Here is a 14,206-nt window from a genome sequence, read left to right as displayed (position 1 = left end):
GCCGCGCCAACACCTTCATTTATTCCAGGAGTACAAATGTCAAAGCTCGAACTCAATGACGTGGACATCTTCTACGGTGATTTCCACGCTGTGCAAAACGTCAATATGCACATTCCGGCGCAGGCAGTTACTGCTTTCATTGGCCCATCCGGCTGCGGTAAGTCCACTGTCTTGCGCAGCATCAACCGCATGCACGAAGTAATCCCTGGCGCTTATGTCAAGGGTGAAATCCTGCTCGATGGCGAAAACATCTACGGTCCGAAGATTGACCCAGTTTCAGTGCGCAATACCATCGGCATGGTCTTCCAGAAAGCTAACCCATTTCCAACCATGTCCATTGAGGACAACGTGGTTGCAGGCTTGAAGCTGTCCGGTGTCAAAGATAAAAAGAAGCTCAAAGAGGTTGCTGAGCGTTCTTTGCGCGGCGCCAACTTGTGGGATGAGGTTAAAGACCGCTTGGACAAGCCAGGTGGCGGCCTTTCTGGCGGACAGCAGCAGCGTCTGTGCATCGCCCGCGCGATTGCCGTGGAGCCAGAGGTTCTTCTCATGGACGAGCCTTGTTCGGCACTGGACCCAATTTCCACTCTCGCGGTTGAAGACCTGATTCACGAGCTGAAGGAAAACTTCACCATCGTGATTGTCACTCACAACATGCAGCAGGCTGCACGCGTGTCTGACAAGACTGGCTTCTTCTCCTTGGAAGCTACCGGCCGTCCAGGCCACTTGGTTGAATTTAATGAGACCAAGAAGATCTTCGAAAACCCAGATAAGAAGGAAACCGAAGACTACATCTCTGGTCGCTTCGGCTAAACATGACCTTCCGCTCTTGATTGTCTGAGCACAAATTCCAGCTAGTAAAACCTCGAATGAGGCGATACTAGCTGGATTTTTCTATCTACAGCTCATCACACTAAAAGGACGGCCAGTGGGGTAGTGCGGCGGCTGCACTAGCGGCGAAACTGGCGTTCCAGTTCTTGGAACCGGGCTTCGGTATCAGCGCGCTTTTGTTTGTCTTCTCGCTCTGCCAAATACTCTTCGGGAGTAAGGCCGGTGATAAGAAAGACCACGCGGGCAGCTACGTTGACGCAGTGGTCGGCGTAGCGCTCATAAAAGCGTGATAGCAGCGCGATATCGACGGCGGCGCGGGTGGTCTCTGTCCATTCGCGACGAGTGAGCACATTGAGCAGGTGCTCATTGATGTCATCAACGGCGTCATCCTCATTGGTCAGGCGCAAGGCGACATCCGCATCGGGGTCTACTAAAACATCACGTGTAAGCGTGACCATATCTTCGACCAAGCGAGCCAGTTCTTTGAAATAGCCCAAATATGCCGAAGGGATGACTTGTACGGGGTGACGACGGCGGGCAGCGTTGGCAATATGCTTTGCCAATTCACTCATGCGCTGAAGGTCTTCCACGATATAAATCGAAGAGACTACCTGCCGCAGATCTTTGGCCACCGGATTTTCTAGTGCGAGCAATTCCATCGCCCGTTCTTCCGAACGCAGGCGGACTTCATCCAACTCATCTGATAGTGAGATGGCTTCTTCGGCGGGCTGCAGCTCAGCTGTCAGTAGTGCCTGGGAAGCCTTGTGCATGATCGCAGAAACGCCGTCGCACATCACGATAAGGTCGTGAGCGAAAGCATTTAACTCTTCCCTATAAGCATTACGCATACGGGTAGTCTATGACATTCATCCCCAATACGCGCGGCGAGTAAACGATATATCCGTGGGGCTGCCCTAAATGTGGGTAAATTCAATGATTCATGCAAGGAATTCACCCAGTCTTGCCAGAAACCTCCGATATTGCGCCCGATATAACGGTGGCGGTGAGCCTAGCCGCCGGAGTGCATGAGCTCCGCACCTTCAGGAACGGATTCGTCTTCCGGATCATCCAGCCAACCCTCGGGAAGCACGACTTTGCCTGGGGAGCCTTGGCGGCCACGTGGGCCATCGGCGTCCTCGGCTAGGGCAGGGGAATCAGCCCATGGCGCCAGAAGCTCGCGCAACTGCTGAAGCGATTCCACACGAGCCAAGGCAGAGCGGATTCCACCACCGACTGGGAAACCACGGAGGTACCAGCCAATGTGCTTGCGGATATCGCGAGAAGCATGTGCTTCGCCGTCATAGTGTGCCATCAGTTCCGCGTGGCGAATGATGATTTGGGTGACTTCGCCCAAGGTGGGCTCAGCAGGGATCTCTTCACCGCGCAGTTGGGCTGAGAGCTCCGCGAATAACCATGGACGCCCCAAGCAGCCGCGGCCGACGACAACGCCATCGCAGCCGGTTTCTTCCATCATGCGGTGTGCATCCGTGGCTTTGAAGATATCGCCGTTGCCCAAAATGGGAACGTCGGTGTGTGCGAGATGTTCTTTCAAGCGCTTGATTTCATTCCAGTCAGCCTCGCCGGAGTAACGCTGCGCGGCAGTGCGTGCATGCAAGGCCACGGCTGCTGCGCCTTCTTCCACCGCGATGCGGCCAGCATCAAGGTGCGTGTGGTTTTCATCGTCAATGCCGACGCGGAACTTTACCGTCACGGGGATATCGGTGCCTTCAGTAGCTTTGACTGCGGCCGCCACGATATTGCCGAAAAGACGGCGCTTGTACGGAAGAGCCGACCCACCACCGCGGCGGGTGATCTTGGGAACAGGGCAGCCGAAATTCATGTCGATGTGATCGGCTAAGTTCTCATCGACAATCATCTTCGCTGCTTTGTACGTGTATTCCGGATCCACGGTGTATAGCTGCAACGAGCGCGGGTCCTCATCGGGCGCAAACGTGGTCATCTTCATCGTCTTTTCGTTGCGCTCCACCAAGGCGCGCGCAGTGACCATCTCGCAGACATAAAGACCGGAGACGGTTCCCGTGCGATGAACTTCCTGTTCTCGACACAGTGAGCGAAAGGCAACGTTGGTTACCCCCGCCATCGGTGCGAGGATGACGGGGGAGGAGAGTTCAAAGTTTCCAATTGTTAATGCCACGTCGCTATTGTCCTCTTTATCGGGGACTCTTGGCAAGTATGAGTGACATGTACCCATGCCTGCTCATCGTGTGGTGGGAGGCTATTGCAAGTATGTTAACGGTTGAGCGTAAAATGTAATTATTAGCTATTGTGGGCTATGTAACTTAAAACAGCGCCACTGCTGAAATTTCACAACACAAAGAGGGATTCTTTGTGGGCCACAGCAGGGCGCTTCTACAAGGAGGTAATTAATTTGTCTGACAGGATTGGCAATTACAAGGACCTGGTCATGTCTGCAGAAGATGCAGCCAAGTTTGTTAACCACGGTGACCGCGTAGGCATCTCCGGCTTTACTGGCGCTGGCTACCCAAAGGCCCTGCCAACTGCAATTGCTGAAAAGGCAAAGGCTGCTCACGCAGCTGGCGAAGAGTTCAAGATTGACTTGCTCTCCGGTGCTTCCACTGCTCCTGACTGTGACGGTGTATTGGCAGAAGCAGATGCTTTGCGCTTCCGCTCCCCATATAACTCGGATCCAACCCTGCGCAATAAGGCTAACGCAGGTGACATTCTTTACCAGGATATTCACCTGTCCCACATTGGTCAGCAGGTAGAGCAGGGCTTCTACGGTGACTTCCAGGTAGCCATCATCGAGGTTGTGCGCATCCTCGAAAACGGCAATATCGTTCCTTCTTCGGCTGTTGGCAACAACCTCGAATTTATCGCTGCCGCTGACAAGATCATCTTGGAAGTTAACTCCTGGCAGTCCGAGAACCTAGAGGGCATGCACGATATCTACAAGATTGAGAAGCTGCCTAACCGCCAGCCAATTCCAATCACTGAGGTAGAAGATCGCATCGGTGAAACCTTCATCGAGCTGCCTTCGGAGAAGGTCGTTGCAGTTGTAGAAACCAATGCTCCAGACCGTAACGCACCATTTAAGGAGCCAGACGAGGTCTCCGAGAAGATTGCTGCGAACTTCATCCACTTCCTTGAAGGTGAAGTAGAAGCGGGCCGTATGTCTTACGACCGTTTCGTCATGCAGTCCGGCGTGGGCAACGTCCCGAACGCTGTGATGGCTGGTCTGCTGGACTCCAAGTTCGAAAACATCAAGGCATACACTGAGGTTATTCAGGACGGCATGCTCGACCTGATCGACGCAGGCAAGATGACCGTTGCTTCGGCAACCTCATTTGCTCTGTCGCCAGAGTATGCAGACAAGATGAACGATGAGGCTGAGCGTTACGCTAAGCACATCATCCTGCGTCCACAGCAGGTTTCTAACCACCCAGAGGTTATCCGTCGTATTGGTCTGGTCTCGTCCAACGGCATGATTGAGGCTGATATTTACGGCAACATCAACTCCACCAACGTTGGCGGCTCCCGCATCATGAACGGTACCGGTGGTTCTGGTGACTTCACCCGTAACGGCTACATCACCACCTTCGTATCCCCATCGGTTGCAAAGGACGGCGCAATTTCTGCGATTGTTCCTTTCGCTTCTCACGTTGACCACACTGAGCACGACACCATGGTCATCATCACCGAGTACGGTGTAGCTGACCTGCGTGGCCTTGCTCCACGTGAGCGTGTGGAGCGCATCATTGCTGTTGCGCACCCTGATTACCGTCCAATGTTGGAGGAGTACTTCAACCGTGCGATGGAGCAGAAGTTCGTTCACACCCCGCATGACCTGGCAACTGCATTTGAGTTCCAGCGCAACTTTGAAGAGTTTGGCGACATGCGCGGCGAGCAGAAGTAAGAAAAGCGCGCATTGCTTGTCGATGCTTCGGTGCAGGTTAGAAAATCAACTGATTAGTTAACGGGGCATCCGCAGGAGCGCAGGGGCAGTCCGAGAAAACTCGGCCAGACCCTGCGCTTTTGTCGTTAAGCCCACCCGGTTTTCAAATTTGTACCCGGTGGCATTAAGATAGTTTGTCGTTGGGCCTTTAGCTCAGTTGGTAGAGCTACGGACTTTTAATCCGCAGGTCGCGGGTTCGATCCCCGCAGGGCCCACAAACTGAACGCCGTTGACTTAGGTCAGCGGCGTTCGTCGTCTCCCCAGGGGGTGGGGGTGCACAGGGGACCCAATAATAAACACGGGTTTTATCGTTTAATGATAAGGTTTGGGGTGTGAACCCTCGAGAGCGTGCTGATGTTGCCCATGTCAAAGGCCAGACTGTCATCTCCCAGGGAGATGAGTTTATTGTTGTCGGCCATGCGGAAGTAAAAGCTGTAGCGCAGGATCCTGACAGGTTTTCCTCCCAAGTATCCGCGTACCTACAAATCCCTAATGGTTTGGACGGCGAGGAGCACGTCCAGGCACGTGAGCTTATTGATGGCTACCTTGAACCAACGCGCGTGTTGAAATATCTTCCGCAGTTTCACGCCGCGGCGGCCGACTGCCTCGAGGCGGCCGTGGAAGATGGACACATCGACGATATTGACGGCCTAGCGGTGCGGTATGCCGTCGGCGCCATGCAAGGTTGGTTGCAGTGGCCGCAGCATCTCACGCAGCGTTTGGTGGACTGGATCGATGCCAATAATCGTGCCCGCGGCAGTGGTGACAAGGAATGGCACGGCTGGGTCGCCGAAGAATTTGATGACATCATCCGCATCGCCGTCGAGGAAGCGCCGGAAGGCTCAGAGACACACTTGCTTGCCACCCAGCACGGGCTAGAGCACGCGGAGATTGTGTCCATCTTGCGCAATTGGACTGCGGGAGACCTGGGCTCGATGGCAAAGTGTATTGCTGTCATGGCAGTCGCCTTCGCCGATGCACCAGAGTTGCAGCAGCGCGTGCGCACCATCTTGGGTCAGGAAAACCAGCAGGAGCCGGTTCACCCAGAATTTGATGCCATCACGAATGAAATCCTACGACTGGATAACCCTTTCGTGAGCAATCGGCGCATTACCACCTGCCCTGTGGAGCTGGGAGGTACCCAGATTCCAGAAGGTGCGCGGGTACATATTCACTGGACCGGGGCGAACCGAGACCCGAAGGTCTTCGATCAGGGCTTTGCGCCCACACAGCACGCGGAGGACAATTTAGTGTGGGGCACCGGTCCGCACTTTTGCCCGGGTAAGACGGTGTCTTTGTTGGAGTTGCGGGCCTTTTGGGCGGAAGTACTACCCCGGTTCGAGGTCGTGCCGGTCACCGCGGATGGCCACGCATTACAAGGTATGCGCAGTGTCGACGGCGGCTGGGACAAGGCGCCGGTTCGTTTGGCTGCCCGTTAAAGGCCTAGTGGAAGATTTTAAAGAACGGAAAACATGACTCGCGTGAGCGTACAAGAAGACTCGTCCCTGGCACTGATGCAGCGCTGGTTGATGCTCATCGGAGGCGCCTTCGTGCTCCTCGGCGGTGCGGTGGCAGCTGTGGCATCGCCCTTGGGCATCGCCAAGGGCAGCTGGCTGTCTGCCTACCTCGTTTTAGTAGCCGGCGTGCCGGTGTATTTGGTGGGCCAATTTATTGCGCACTGGATTGTAGGCCGCGGAGGCTGGGCTTTACTGGTGGGCTGGTACCTCGGCAACACCGCCGTCGTCGTGGGCTCGTTGCTGTCTTTTCCGCTGCTAGTGGATCTCGGCGGTGTCGTGCTCTTAGTGCCGCTAGTAATCATGTTGTGGATTGCCCTGCAGCAAGGCCGGATTGCCGGTAGTACCCGCAGCCGCAGTGCAGAGATTGGGCGCCTGCTTCTTATGGCCGCGCTTGTCATCATGATTTTCAGCATCCCTGTCGGACTCGTGCTAGCTCATATTCGGGCTTAAGCTTGGGCCATGGCTAGTTCACTTCCGGTTCTAAACAAACCGCTAGACGTTGCGGAAGCATTCGCTGCGGCATGGAATAACCATGATGCTGATTCATTAGCCGCACTTTTTGTCGAAGACGCGGATTTCGTCAACGTCGTGGGGCTGTGGTGGCATGACCGTGGCAGCATCCGCAAAGCGCATGCTTATGGCTTTGAAAAGATTTTTACTAGCTCGCATATGACGTTGCGGCGAACCTCCGTGCGCCAGTTAAGCGCGGATATAGCGGTTGTTCACGCAGCTTGGCTGATGACGGGGCAAGAATCACACAGTGGGATAGAAGCGGAGCGCCGGCGCGGAGTCATGAGCTTTACGGTGCAGCGCCAGGAAGACGGTGCATGGCGTGCTGTCTCTGCCCACAACACGGACCGCATCAATGGTGCAGAAACACATATTGCTACTGGGGGAGCGCTGACCCCGGCCCATTACGGGCACACGACCGAGCAGTAGCACTTGCCCTGCGTGCTTACTTCGGCCAGATGCCAGACGAGCCACGGCGGTGCGAATCCAGCAAATGGGTATCTACCATGCCGACGGCTTCCATTAATGCATACATCGTGGTGGGGCCAACAAAATTAAATCCCTCTTTGCGCAGCGCTTTCGACAGCGCCAAAGACTCCGCCGACTTGGTGGGAACCTCCGCCATAGTGCGCGGTTGCGGAGTCTCCTCAGGCTGAAAAGACCAGATGAATTTCGCCAACCCGCCTTTCTCGCGAAGCTTGATGGTCGCTTGCGCATTATTGATGGTGGCCGCGATCTTTTTCTGATTGCGCACAATGGAGGCATCCTGCATCAACCGAGCCACATCATCGTCGTCAAAGCGCGCAACAACGTCCGGTTGAAAGTCCGCGAAGGCTTCCCGGAAGGCCGGTCGTTTGCGCAAGATGGTCGCCCACGATAGCCCTGCTTGAAAAGCTTCTAAGCTCAAGCGTTCAAAAAGGCCTTGTTCATCGTGGACCGGCATGCCCCATTCGGTGTCGTAGTACTCCTGCATTAAGGGATCTGAGCTTGCCCACACGGGACGAGCCAAGCCGTCGTCGCCGACGATCACGCCGGGGTCACCGTTCGCAGAGGTTGGTTGTTCTAAGTTCATGCGGCACTCTCCAAGTCTAAAATCTGCTGCTTTGCTTCTAATCCCCCGATATATCCTCCCAGGGAGCCATCGCTACGCAGCACGCGATGACACGGCACCACAATTGGCAGGGGATTGGTGGCACACGCCGTTCCTACCGCGCGAATCGCCTTCGGGTTTCCGACTTCGTGCGCAACTTCCTTATATGACTGGGTATGCCCATAGGTAATCTGCGGAAGAAATTGCTGTACGGTCAGCCGAAATCCGCGGGACAGCGCATGGTCGAGAGGAAGGTCAAAGTGCTGCCTGCGGCCAGCGAAATACTCCTCAATTTCTTGTGCCGCAGCATCCAGGCGCTGTGGTGCTTTCAAAATCCGCGGGCTAATATGCGTTGCGAGCCCATCAAGCACCGCGTCGAAGTCTTCGCGCCCAAAAGCAACGCGTACAAGACCCGCCTCCGTTGCCGCCAGCAAGAGGGTGCCCACCGGGGTGTCAATGTAGCGATACGCAACATCCAAGAGCCCCAAGCGCTCAGCATTGAGCACCAGCCGAGAGTGAAGCTTATCGGTGGCTTCCGGCTCCACAGGAAATGTCAGGTTGTCATCCATGGTCATATATCTTTCTTAACTTTTTCATGCCGTCTGCCGCCGCGCGTCGAACCGCATCAGGAGTGCTGCCGGTCAGCTCAGCAGTTTCCACATGGCTAAGCCCGCCGCAGTAGTGGTACGCGATTGCTAGTCGTTGTTTTTCTGGCAAGGCACTAACAGCCTCCCAAATGCCGTCAGAGCCTTCGCTTGTCGATGCCCCGTCTTCCACCCACGAATACTCCTGCAAAGCCTCTGGCGGTACCAGGGAGCTTCGCACAGCGCGCCGGGATTGAGAACGAACGACATCAATTGCTTTACGATGCGCCACTCGTACCAACCACGCTTCCACATTGGTGTCATCATCCAGGCTCGGCCATGCTTGCAATGCCGCGAGGAAGGTCTCCGACCATGCATCGTCGGCATCAGTCGTAGCACCGAGAACCGCGCGGCATACGCGCAGCACGGTGTCGGCATGCTGCGCGACAGCGACTTCGAAGGCAACCTTCATAGCAATCTTCTGAGCTTCAATTCCTGGCTTAAAATAGCCGGGCTGCGGAAGCCTCAGCGGGTTCTTCTAGCTCAAGCAAGAAACGCTTGCGGTCTAATCCGCCGGCGTAGCCGGTTAACGAGCCATCGGCGCCAATCACGCGATGGCAGGGGATAAAGATGCTCAGCGGATTGCGCCCTACGACCTGGCCTACTCGTTGCACTAAATGCCGGTTACCCATCTTTTCCGCCAGCTGGCCATAGGTCTGGGTGTGGCCATAGGGAATCTCTTGCAACAAAGCCCACACATCGAGAGAAAACTGCGAACCATGCGGCTGCAACGCAACACTAAATTCCGTGCGTTCGCCACTTAAGTACTCGTCTATCTCGCGCTTGACAGTCTGGAGAAGCTCGTCGGAGGTGGCATCGACCGTGGCATCGATAGCGGCGCCGAAAGCAGATTCATCTGGCAGATGCTCATGGTTTTCGAAGTAGATACCCGTTACAGCCTCGTCCTCCATCACCACGGTGAGTTCTCCGAGAACGGTCATAGTTTTCCCGTGTCTCACAGCTGGCATGGCTGGGTCCTTTCCTAGTTCTTGGTGGTCTAATAGGTAGACGCTGCAGCCGGTAAAAACGTGAGATTAACTCTTGAGAAGTTTTTTAATCGCGCGCATCGCCTCGTCCAACATTTCTTCATCGACGGTGCCATCTTCGTTCGATGCTCCCGCGACGCAGTGCGCAATGTGATCTTCTAAAAGTGCCAAGGACACATTTTCTAAGGCGGACTTTACCGCAGAGATTTGAGTAATGATGTCGATGCAATATTGGTCTTCATCGATCATGCGATGAATGCCGCGCGTTTGCCCCTCGATGCGCTTGAGCCGCGCAAGATATTTCTTCTTGGAATCATCATCGGAGTTATAACCATGCTGTCCTGGTGCATGGCAACTGCAAGTGCTGGTTTTTTCTGTCATGACCTGCTCTTTTCTATTTAAACGTGAATGCGATTTTGTTTACCAGTCTACTTCAAGTATATTTTTTAAACGTCGCCAAGAGCGACAGGCCCCCATCGTCTAGCGGCCTAGGACACCGCCCTTTCACGGCGGCGGCACGGGTTCGAATCCCGTTGGGGGTACGGAAGTAATTCCACAGCAAATTGGCCCTGTGGCGCAGTTGGTTAGCGCGCCGCCCTGTCACGGCGGAGGTCGCGGGTTCAAGTCCCGTCAGGGTCGCATGTGAAATCGAAAGCGTCAGCGAAAGCTGGCGCTTTTTCCGATCGGTGGGCTCTGTTTCCAAGCTGTTTTGGTTTGTTTCACCAAAGTTAACCTTTTTCCAATATTCTGGCACGCTAGGGTCGCCTATTCCCGGGTGGCTATTTTCGTATTGGAAGGAACACCCGGCATGGTGAGATTACCTCTGAGAACCGTCACCCAATTCCTTGCCTTGTTGGTAGCAATTATGTTTGCTACCACTTGGACAACGTGGCCAGCTTTAGCCCAAAGCGAATCTGCCAGCGAGGAAGCAGAAAAATCTGGTTCGGAAAGCTCCGAAAACTCCGGTGGTGACTCGCGCGCTGCGCTCATCATGGATGCCTCGGATTCGATGCTCGCCGAAGACGTCGATGGGGGAACGCGACTGGATGCAGCGAAGCAGGCGGCTAATCAGCTTGTGAATTCCCTTCCGGAGACAGCCGTGATGGGCATGCTTGCCTACGGGGCCTCTGGGTCCAATGCTCCGGACAACCGGGAGCGAGGATGCCAGGACATCGACGTGCTGGCACCGGTTGAGCGTATTGACAACGAAGAGCTCAAAAGTGAGATTGGTGCCTTGGAGGCGCAGGGTTATACCCCGATGGGCAATGCGCTGCGCGCTGCTGCCGATGAACTGGGCAGTGAAGGGGACCGCTCCATCATCTTGGTCTCTGATGGCATTGATACCTGCGCACCGCCACCTGCCTGTGAGGTGGCGGAAGAACTCGCCGGCGACGGTTTTGACCTCGCCATCCACACAGTGGGGTTTAAACCCGATGAAGCTGCACAGGCTGAGTTGGAATGTATCTCCGAGGCCTCAGGCGGTACCTACGTTGAAGCCGAGAACGCTGAGGAACTGGGCAACCAGCTCGAGTTCCTGGTTCAGCGCGACGCCGTCGGCTACGACATGACCGGCACCGAATTTGAATACGCCGACAATATCGACGACGCCAAATGGCTCGACGAGGGCCAGTACCAGACCCGGGTCAAGGTGTCCGGTACCGAGAGCGACATCAACTACTTCCGCGTAGCTGTCCCCGAGGGGCACAACGCAATGATCTCCGTAACCGGAATTCCACTGCGAGACTCAACCGGAAGCGTAGCTTCAGGAAGCGATGGCAGCGTGCAAGTAGATGCTGCTGAGGTGTCTAATCACATGGATGGGTCTGACTGCCGGGCGGATGAGTCAATGACGGTGTGGAAAGGAAAAGTCGACATGAGGAATCTTTTCCCCACTGAACCCATGACATCTTTCATCGATGGGGAAGAAGTGGGCAATTGCGACATGGAAGAGTGGATTGTCGGACACACCTTTACCGCCGGGATGGATGGAGAACTTGTTGGTGAAGAGCTTGGTGTAGAAGTCAATATTTATTACGAGCCAGTTCCTCCGGAAAATGCAATTCAACTAGAGGGCGACCCCGGGTCTTTGGCGCAGGAGTCTCCCGATGTGAAGTTTGGAAATGCCCACGATATTGAACATGGCACCAGCTTTAATGGCGCGCCCGAGATTGAGCAAGGAACCTTTAAGAACTCCATCGTGGCTGGCGAAACTCACTACTACAAGATTCCCGTCGAGTGGGGCCAGGTTCCTGAGATGGCCATCCGCAACCGACTGAATGAAAATATTGATTCCGCTTGGTTGTCACTCCAATTGGTCAATCCCGTGAAATCTGTGGTGGATGATACGCATTCGTCTCAGCAGACCTCAGAAAGTTCAAATGTGTCCCAGCTTATGGTGGACAGGCCGCTACGCTACGACAACAGGAATGTGAACGCGGGTGGACAGCGCGTTTCCATTGCCGGTGATCATTTCATTGCGGTGTCACTGGCGGTGCCGTGGGATGAAGAGAGTCTGAGAAACATTGACCAGGATTATGAGCTCGCGGTAGATGTCACCCGGCCCGTGGATGCAGGCAGCGATTGGCGTCCGACGTATGAACCAGGTCCGGAGCCTTCGGATACGCCTCCGACCTTTGAGCCGGCATCATCGGCGGTGGAGACCGCCCTCGAAGATGCAGGCGCCCAAGGTACAGATGCCTACAACGCAGCGGCGGAAGGCGAGTCCAACGGTGGTGGATTCAACGGCGCTGTCTGGGGTGCGGTAGGCATCGTGGTACTGGGGCTTCTGGCGGCTGCTGTGGTCATCGTACTGCGGCTGCGTAACAAGCAGTAAGACATGACCGCTGATTAGTCTCGCGCCTGATCTTTTCGGGCTTTTCTAAGCTGCTGCTAAATACTTGCGGGGAGAAGCTCGGGCAAAGGTCGGCTAAACTGGCGCTTGAACTGCGGATTTGTATTGCTGAGCGCGCGTTATGTAAAGTAACATATCGTGCCTAAGGGGCACAGATAAATTAAATAAGGCCCTGTGGCGCAGTTGGTTAGCGCGCCGCCCTGTCACGGCGGAGGTCGCGGGTTCAAGTCCCGTCAGGGTCGCAAGATTGTCCTTGCGGCAATCTTTGGCCAGATAGCTCAGTCGGTAGAGCACACGCCTGAAAAGTGTGGGGTCGCCAGTTCGATCCTGGCTCTGGCCACAACATAAAGCTCCTAGTGTGAAAACATTAGGAGCTTTGTTGTTTCTCAAGTGTAGACTGGGAACCATGACTAATGAAGTAACTCACAACACTGACCGCAAGCGCTTCGTCCTCACCGTCGATGGCGAAACCGCTGGATTTGCTGACTACGTCACTCCCTCGGAGGATGTCCGGGACTTCAACCACACGGTTATCAACCCCGATTTCCGTGGACAGGGTCTGTCCTCACCCTTGGTGAAGGCAGCGTTGGATGATACTCGTGAAGCTGGGCTCAAGGCAGTTGCCTCGTGCTCCGCTGTTCAGCACTTTGTGAACAAGAATCCAGAATACGAAGATCTCATTCGTCGATAAGCAATGCTCTGCACGACCTTGTCCATTCCCTTCAAACTGATGCCACAACCACCGGGGAATGAGCAGATGCGTTGAAGGAGAAGAAGATGAGCTCAGAAGATAAAGACATTCAAGTCACGCATGATCCTGAAAACCTCAAATATGTTCTAACCGTCGATGGCGAAGAAACTGGGGCATCGCATTACCTCAATATTGCTGATGGTGTGCGCGAATTCCACCACACAGTCGTTGATGATGCATTTCGCGGCCAAGGGCTATCTAAACCGCTGATTACTAGCGCCTTGGACCAATCGCGTGAAGATGGGGTCAAAGTCGTTGCCACGTGTCCTGCAGTGCGTAAATTGGTGCGTACTACCGGCGACTACAAGGACATCATCGTCAAAGCCTCCGACGTCAAGAAAGACGATTCCGGAGAAAGCTAGTCTCACTGTTTTAAGACCGCAAAAAAGTCGCTGCACAAATGACATTGTGCAGCGACTTTTCGTTGAGTAATTAGTAGGAAATTAAATAAAATAATCAGGGTCGACCAGCTTGATTTGCTGGTCCTTTTTGCGTGGGCGATTTTTAGCCGGAATACCGGTCGCGGTGTGATTATCAGGAACGTCTTTGGTTACTACAGCATTCGCCCCTACCGCGGAGCCTTCGCCGATGGTGATGGGACCAAGCACCTTAGCGCCCGCACCAACCACGACATTGTCTTTGAGCGTGGGGTGCCGCTTAGTTTGGGTCAGAACCTGGCCACCTAAAGTCACGCCGTGATAAAGCATGACGCCGTCGCCAATCTCGGCGGTTTCGCCAATAACGATGCCCATGCCGTGGTCGATAAAGAAACGTCGACCAATAGTTGCACCAGGGTGGATCTCAATTCCGGTAAAGAAGCGGTTTAGTTGCGATAAAATCCGCGCCGGTCCCTTAATATTGCGCTTCCACAGCCAGTGGCAAATGCGATGGACCCAAATGGCGTGCAACCCGGAGTAAACGACCGCATTTTCAAGGTCGCCACGAGCAGCAGGATCATGCTCGCGTGCATTGCGAAGGTCTTCCCGAATCCGAGAAATGATTGTGAAAGGGTTCATGCCCCGGATTCTACCGTTAAACCTTTAAGTCGCCACCACACAAAAAGACCCGGCTGCCCAATAACATTGGATAGCCGGG

At 54.7% G+C, this 14,206-nt stretch carries 16 protein-coding genes and 5 tRNA genes; 13 read left to right on the top strand and 8 right to left on the bottom strand.

Annotated elements, in window-relative coordinates; all coding sequences use genetic code 11:
* Positions 1-36: 36 nt before the first annotated feature.
* On the top strand, positions 37-810 hold the full coding sequence (gene pstB / locus CAMM_RS10790) for a phosphate ABC transporter ATP-binding protein PstB (protein WP_003847539.1): 774 nt from the start codon (positions 37-39) through the stop codon (positions 808-810).
* Positions 811-947: 137 nt separating this feature from the next.
* Here pstB and phoU read toward each other — a convergent pair whose 3' ends face one another.
* Complete coding sequence (gene phoU, locus CAMM_RS10785; protein ID WP_003847537.1) at positions 948-1,676, bottom strand: phosphate signaling complex protein PhoU; 729 nt, start codon at positions 1,674-1,676, stop codon at positions 948-950.
* Positions 1,677-1,837: 161 nt separating this feature from the next.
* The gene (gene dusB, locus CAMM_RS10780) at positions 1,838-2,983 is read right to left on the bottom strand and encodes a tRNA dihydrouridine synthase DusB (RefSeq protein WP_040355519.1); all 1,146 of its coding nucleotides are present in this window, start codon (positions 2,981-2,983) and stop codon (positions 1,838-1,840) included.
* A gap of 234 nt (positions 2,984-3,217) precedes the next feature.
* On the opposite strand from dusB, the gene CAMM_RS10775 reads away from it, so the two are divergent.
* The 5 genes from CAMM_RS10775 (at position 3,218) to CAMM_RS10755 (ending at position 7,218) form a co-directional block, all read left to right on the top strand.
* The gene (locus tag CAMM_RS10775) at positions 3,218-4,723 is read left to right on the top strand and encodes a succinate CoA transferase (RefSeq protein ID WP_040355625.1); all 1,506 of its coding nucleotides are present in this window, start codon (positions 3,218-3,220) and stop codon (positions 4,721-4,723) included.
* 181 nt (positions 4,724-4,904) lie between these two features.
* A tRNA-Lys gene (locus CAMM_RS10770) sits at positions 4,905-4,977 on the top strand.
* A gap of 117 nt (positions 4,978-5,094) precedes the next feature.
* Entirely contained in the window at positions 5,095-6,201 is a 1,107-nt protein-coding gene (locus CAMM_RS10765; protein WP_003847533.1) for a cytochrome P450, read from the top strand.
* A 33-nt stretch (positions 6,202-6,234) separates the two neighbouring features.
* On the top strand, positions 6,235-6,729 hold the full coding sequence (locus CAMM_RS10760; protein ID WP_003847531.1) for a hypothetical protein: 495 nt from the start codon (positions 6,235-6,237) through the stop codon (positions 6,727-6,729).
* Between the two features lie 9 nt (positions 6,730-6,738).
* Complete coding sequence (locus tag CAMM_RS10755) at positions 6,739-7,218, top strand: YybH family protein (RefSeq protein ID WP_003847530.1); 480 nt, start codon at positions 6,739-6,741, stop codon at positions 7,216-7,218.
* A 16-nt stretch (positions 7,219-7,234) separates the two neighbouring features.
* Here the strand turns inward: CAMM_RS10755 and CAMM_RS10750 are convergent, their stop codons facing one another.
* The 5 genes from CAMM_RS10750 to CAMM_RS10730 all read right to left on the bottom strand — a co-directional run bounded on the left by CAMM_RS10750 (position 7,235) and on the right by CAMM_RS10730 (position 9,890).
* Positions 7,235-7,861 (bottom strand): DNA-3-methyladenine glycosylase I, encoded by a 627-nt coding sequence (locus CAMM_RS10750; RefSeq protein ID WP_003847529.1) that lies wholly within the window; start codon positions 7,859-7,861, stop codon positions 7,235-7,237.
* A complete protein-coding gene (locus tag CAMM_RS10745; RefSeq protein ID WP_147581141.1) occupies positions 7,858-8,448 on the bottom strand; it encodes a methylated-DNA--[protein]-cysteine S-methyltransferase in 591 nt (196 codons plus the stop codon). The genes CAMM_RS10750 and CAMM_RS10745 overlap by 4 nt, the downstream gene beginning before the upstream one ends.
* The gene (locus tag CAMM_RS10740; protein WP_003847526.1) at positions 8,441-8,935 is read right to left on the bottom strand and encodes an RNA polymerase sigma factor; all 495 of its coding nucleotides are present in this window, start codon (positions 8,933-8,935) and stop codon (positions 8,441-8,443) included. The genes CAMM_RS10745 and CAMM_RS10740 overlap by 8 nt, the downstream gene beginning before the upstream one ends.
* 28 nt (positions 8,936-8,963) lie before the next feature.
* Positions 8,964-9,491 carry a methylated-DNA--[protein]-cysteine S-methyltransferase gene (locus CAMM_RS10735; RefSeq protein WP_003847524.1) on the bottom strand — a complete coding sequence of 176 codons (528 nt, stop codon included), beginning with the start codon at positions 9,489-9,491 and terminating at the stop codon, positions 8,964-8,966.
* A gap of 66 nt (positions 9,492-9,557) precedes the next feature.
* Entirely contained in the window at positions 9,558-9,890 is a 333-nt protein-coding gene (locus CAMM_RS10730; protein WP_003847523.1) for a metal-sensitive transcriptional regulator, read from the bottom strand.
* 88 nt (positions 9,891-9,978) lie between these two features.
* Here CAMM_RS10730 and CAMM_RS10725 point away from each other — a divergent pair.
* From CAMM_RS10725 to CAMM_RS10695, 7 genes are all read left to right on the top strand, one after another.
* Positions 9,979-10,051: transfer RNA gene (locus tag CAMM_RS10725), tRNA-Glu, on the top strand.
* 23 nt (positions 10,052-10,074) lie between these two features.
* Positions 10,075-10,148: transfer RNA gene (locus CAMM_RS10720), tRNA-Asp, on the top strand.
* A 169-nt stretch (positions 10,149-10,317) separates the two neighbouring features.
* Positions 10,318-12,342: a vWA domain-containing protein gene (locus tag CAMM_RS10715; protein WP_003847521.1), complete on the top strand. Its 2,025-nt coding sequence runs from the start codon at positions 10,318-10,320 to the stop codon at positions 12,340-12,342.
* A gap of 186 nt (positions 12,343-12,528) precedes the next feature.
* Positions 12,529-12,602, top strand: a tRNA-Asp gene (locus CAMM_RS10710).
* Positions 12,603-12,627: 25 nt separating this feature from the next.
* A tRNA-Phe gene (locus CAMM_RS10705) sits at positions 12,628-12,700 on the top strand.
* A 66-nt stretch (positions 12,701-12,766) separates the two neighbouring features.
* Positions 12,767-13,051 carry a GNAT family N-acetyltransferase gene (locus CAMM_RS10700; protein WP_003847519.1) on the top strand — a complete coding sequence of 95 codons (285 nt, stop codon included), beginning with the start codon at positions 12,767-12,769 and terminating at the stop codon, positions 13,049-13,051.
* 86 nt (positions 13,052-13,137) lie between these two features.
* Positions 13,138-13,473 carry a GNAT family N-acetyltransferase gene (locus CAMM_RS10695; RefSeq protein WP_040355517.1) on the top strand — a complete coding sequence of 112 codons (336 nt, stop codon included), beginning with the start codon at positions 13,138-13,140 and terminating at the stop codon, positions 13,471-13,473.
* Between the two features lie 81 nt (positions 13,474-13,554).
* On the opposite strand, the gene epsC is transcribed toward CAMM_RS10695, so the two are convergent.
* Complete coding sequence (epsC, locus tag CAMM_RS10690) at positions 13,555-14,127, bottom strand: serine O-acetyltransferase EpsC (protein WP_003847516.1); 573 nt, start codon at positions 14,125-14,127, stop codon at positions 13,555-13,557.
* Positions 14,128-14,206: the final 79 nt, after the last annotated feature.

Origin of the sequence: Corynebacterium ammoniagenes DSM 20306, assembly GCF_001941425.1 — a bacterium.
GTDB lineage: Bacteria > Actinomycetota > Actinomycetes > Mycobacteriales > Mycobacteriaceae > Corynebacterium > Corynebacterium ammoniagenes.
The sequence above is the reverse complement of the archived record's forward strand: the minus strand, read 5'-3'. Positions and strand labels throughout refer to the sequence as shown.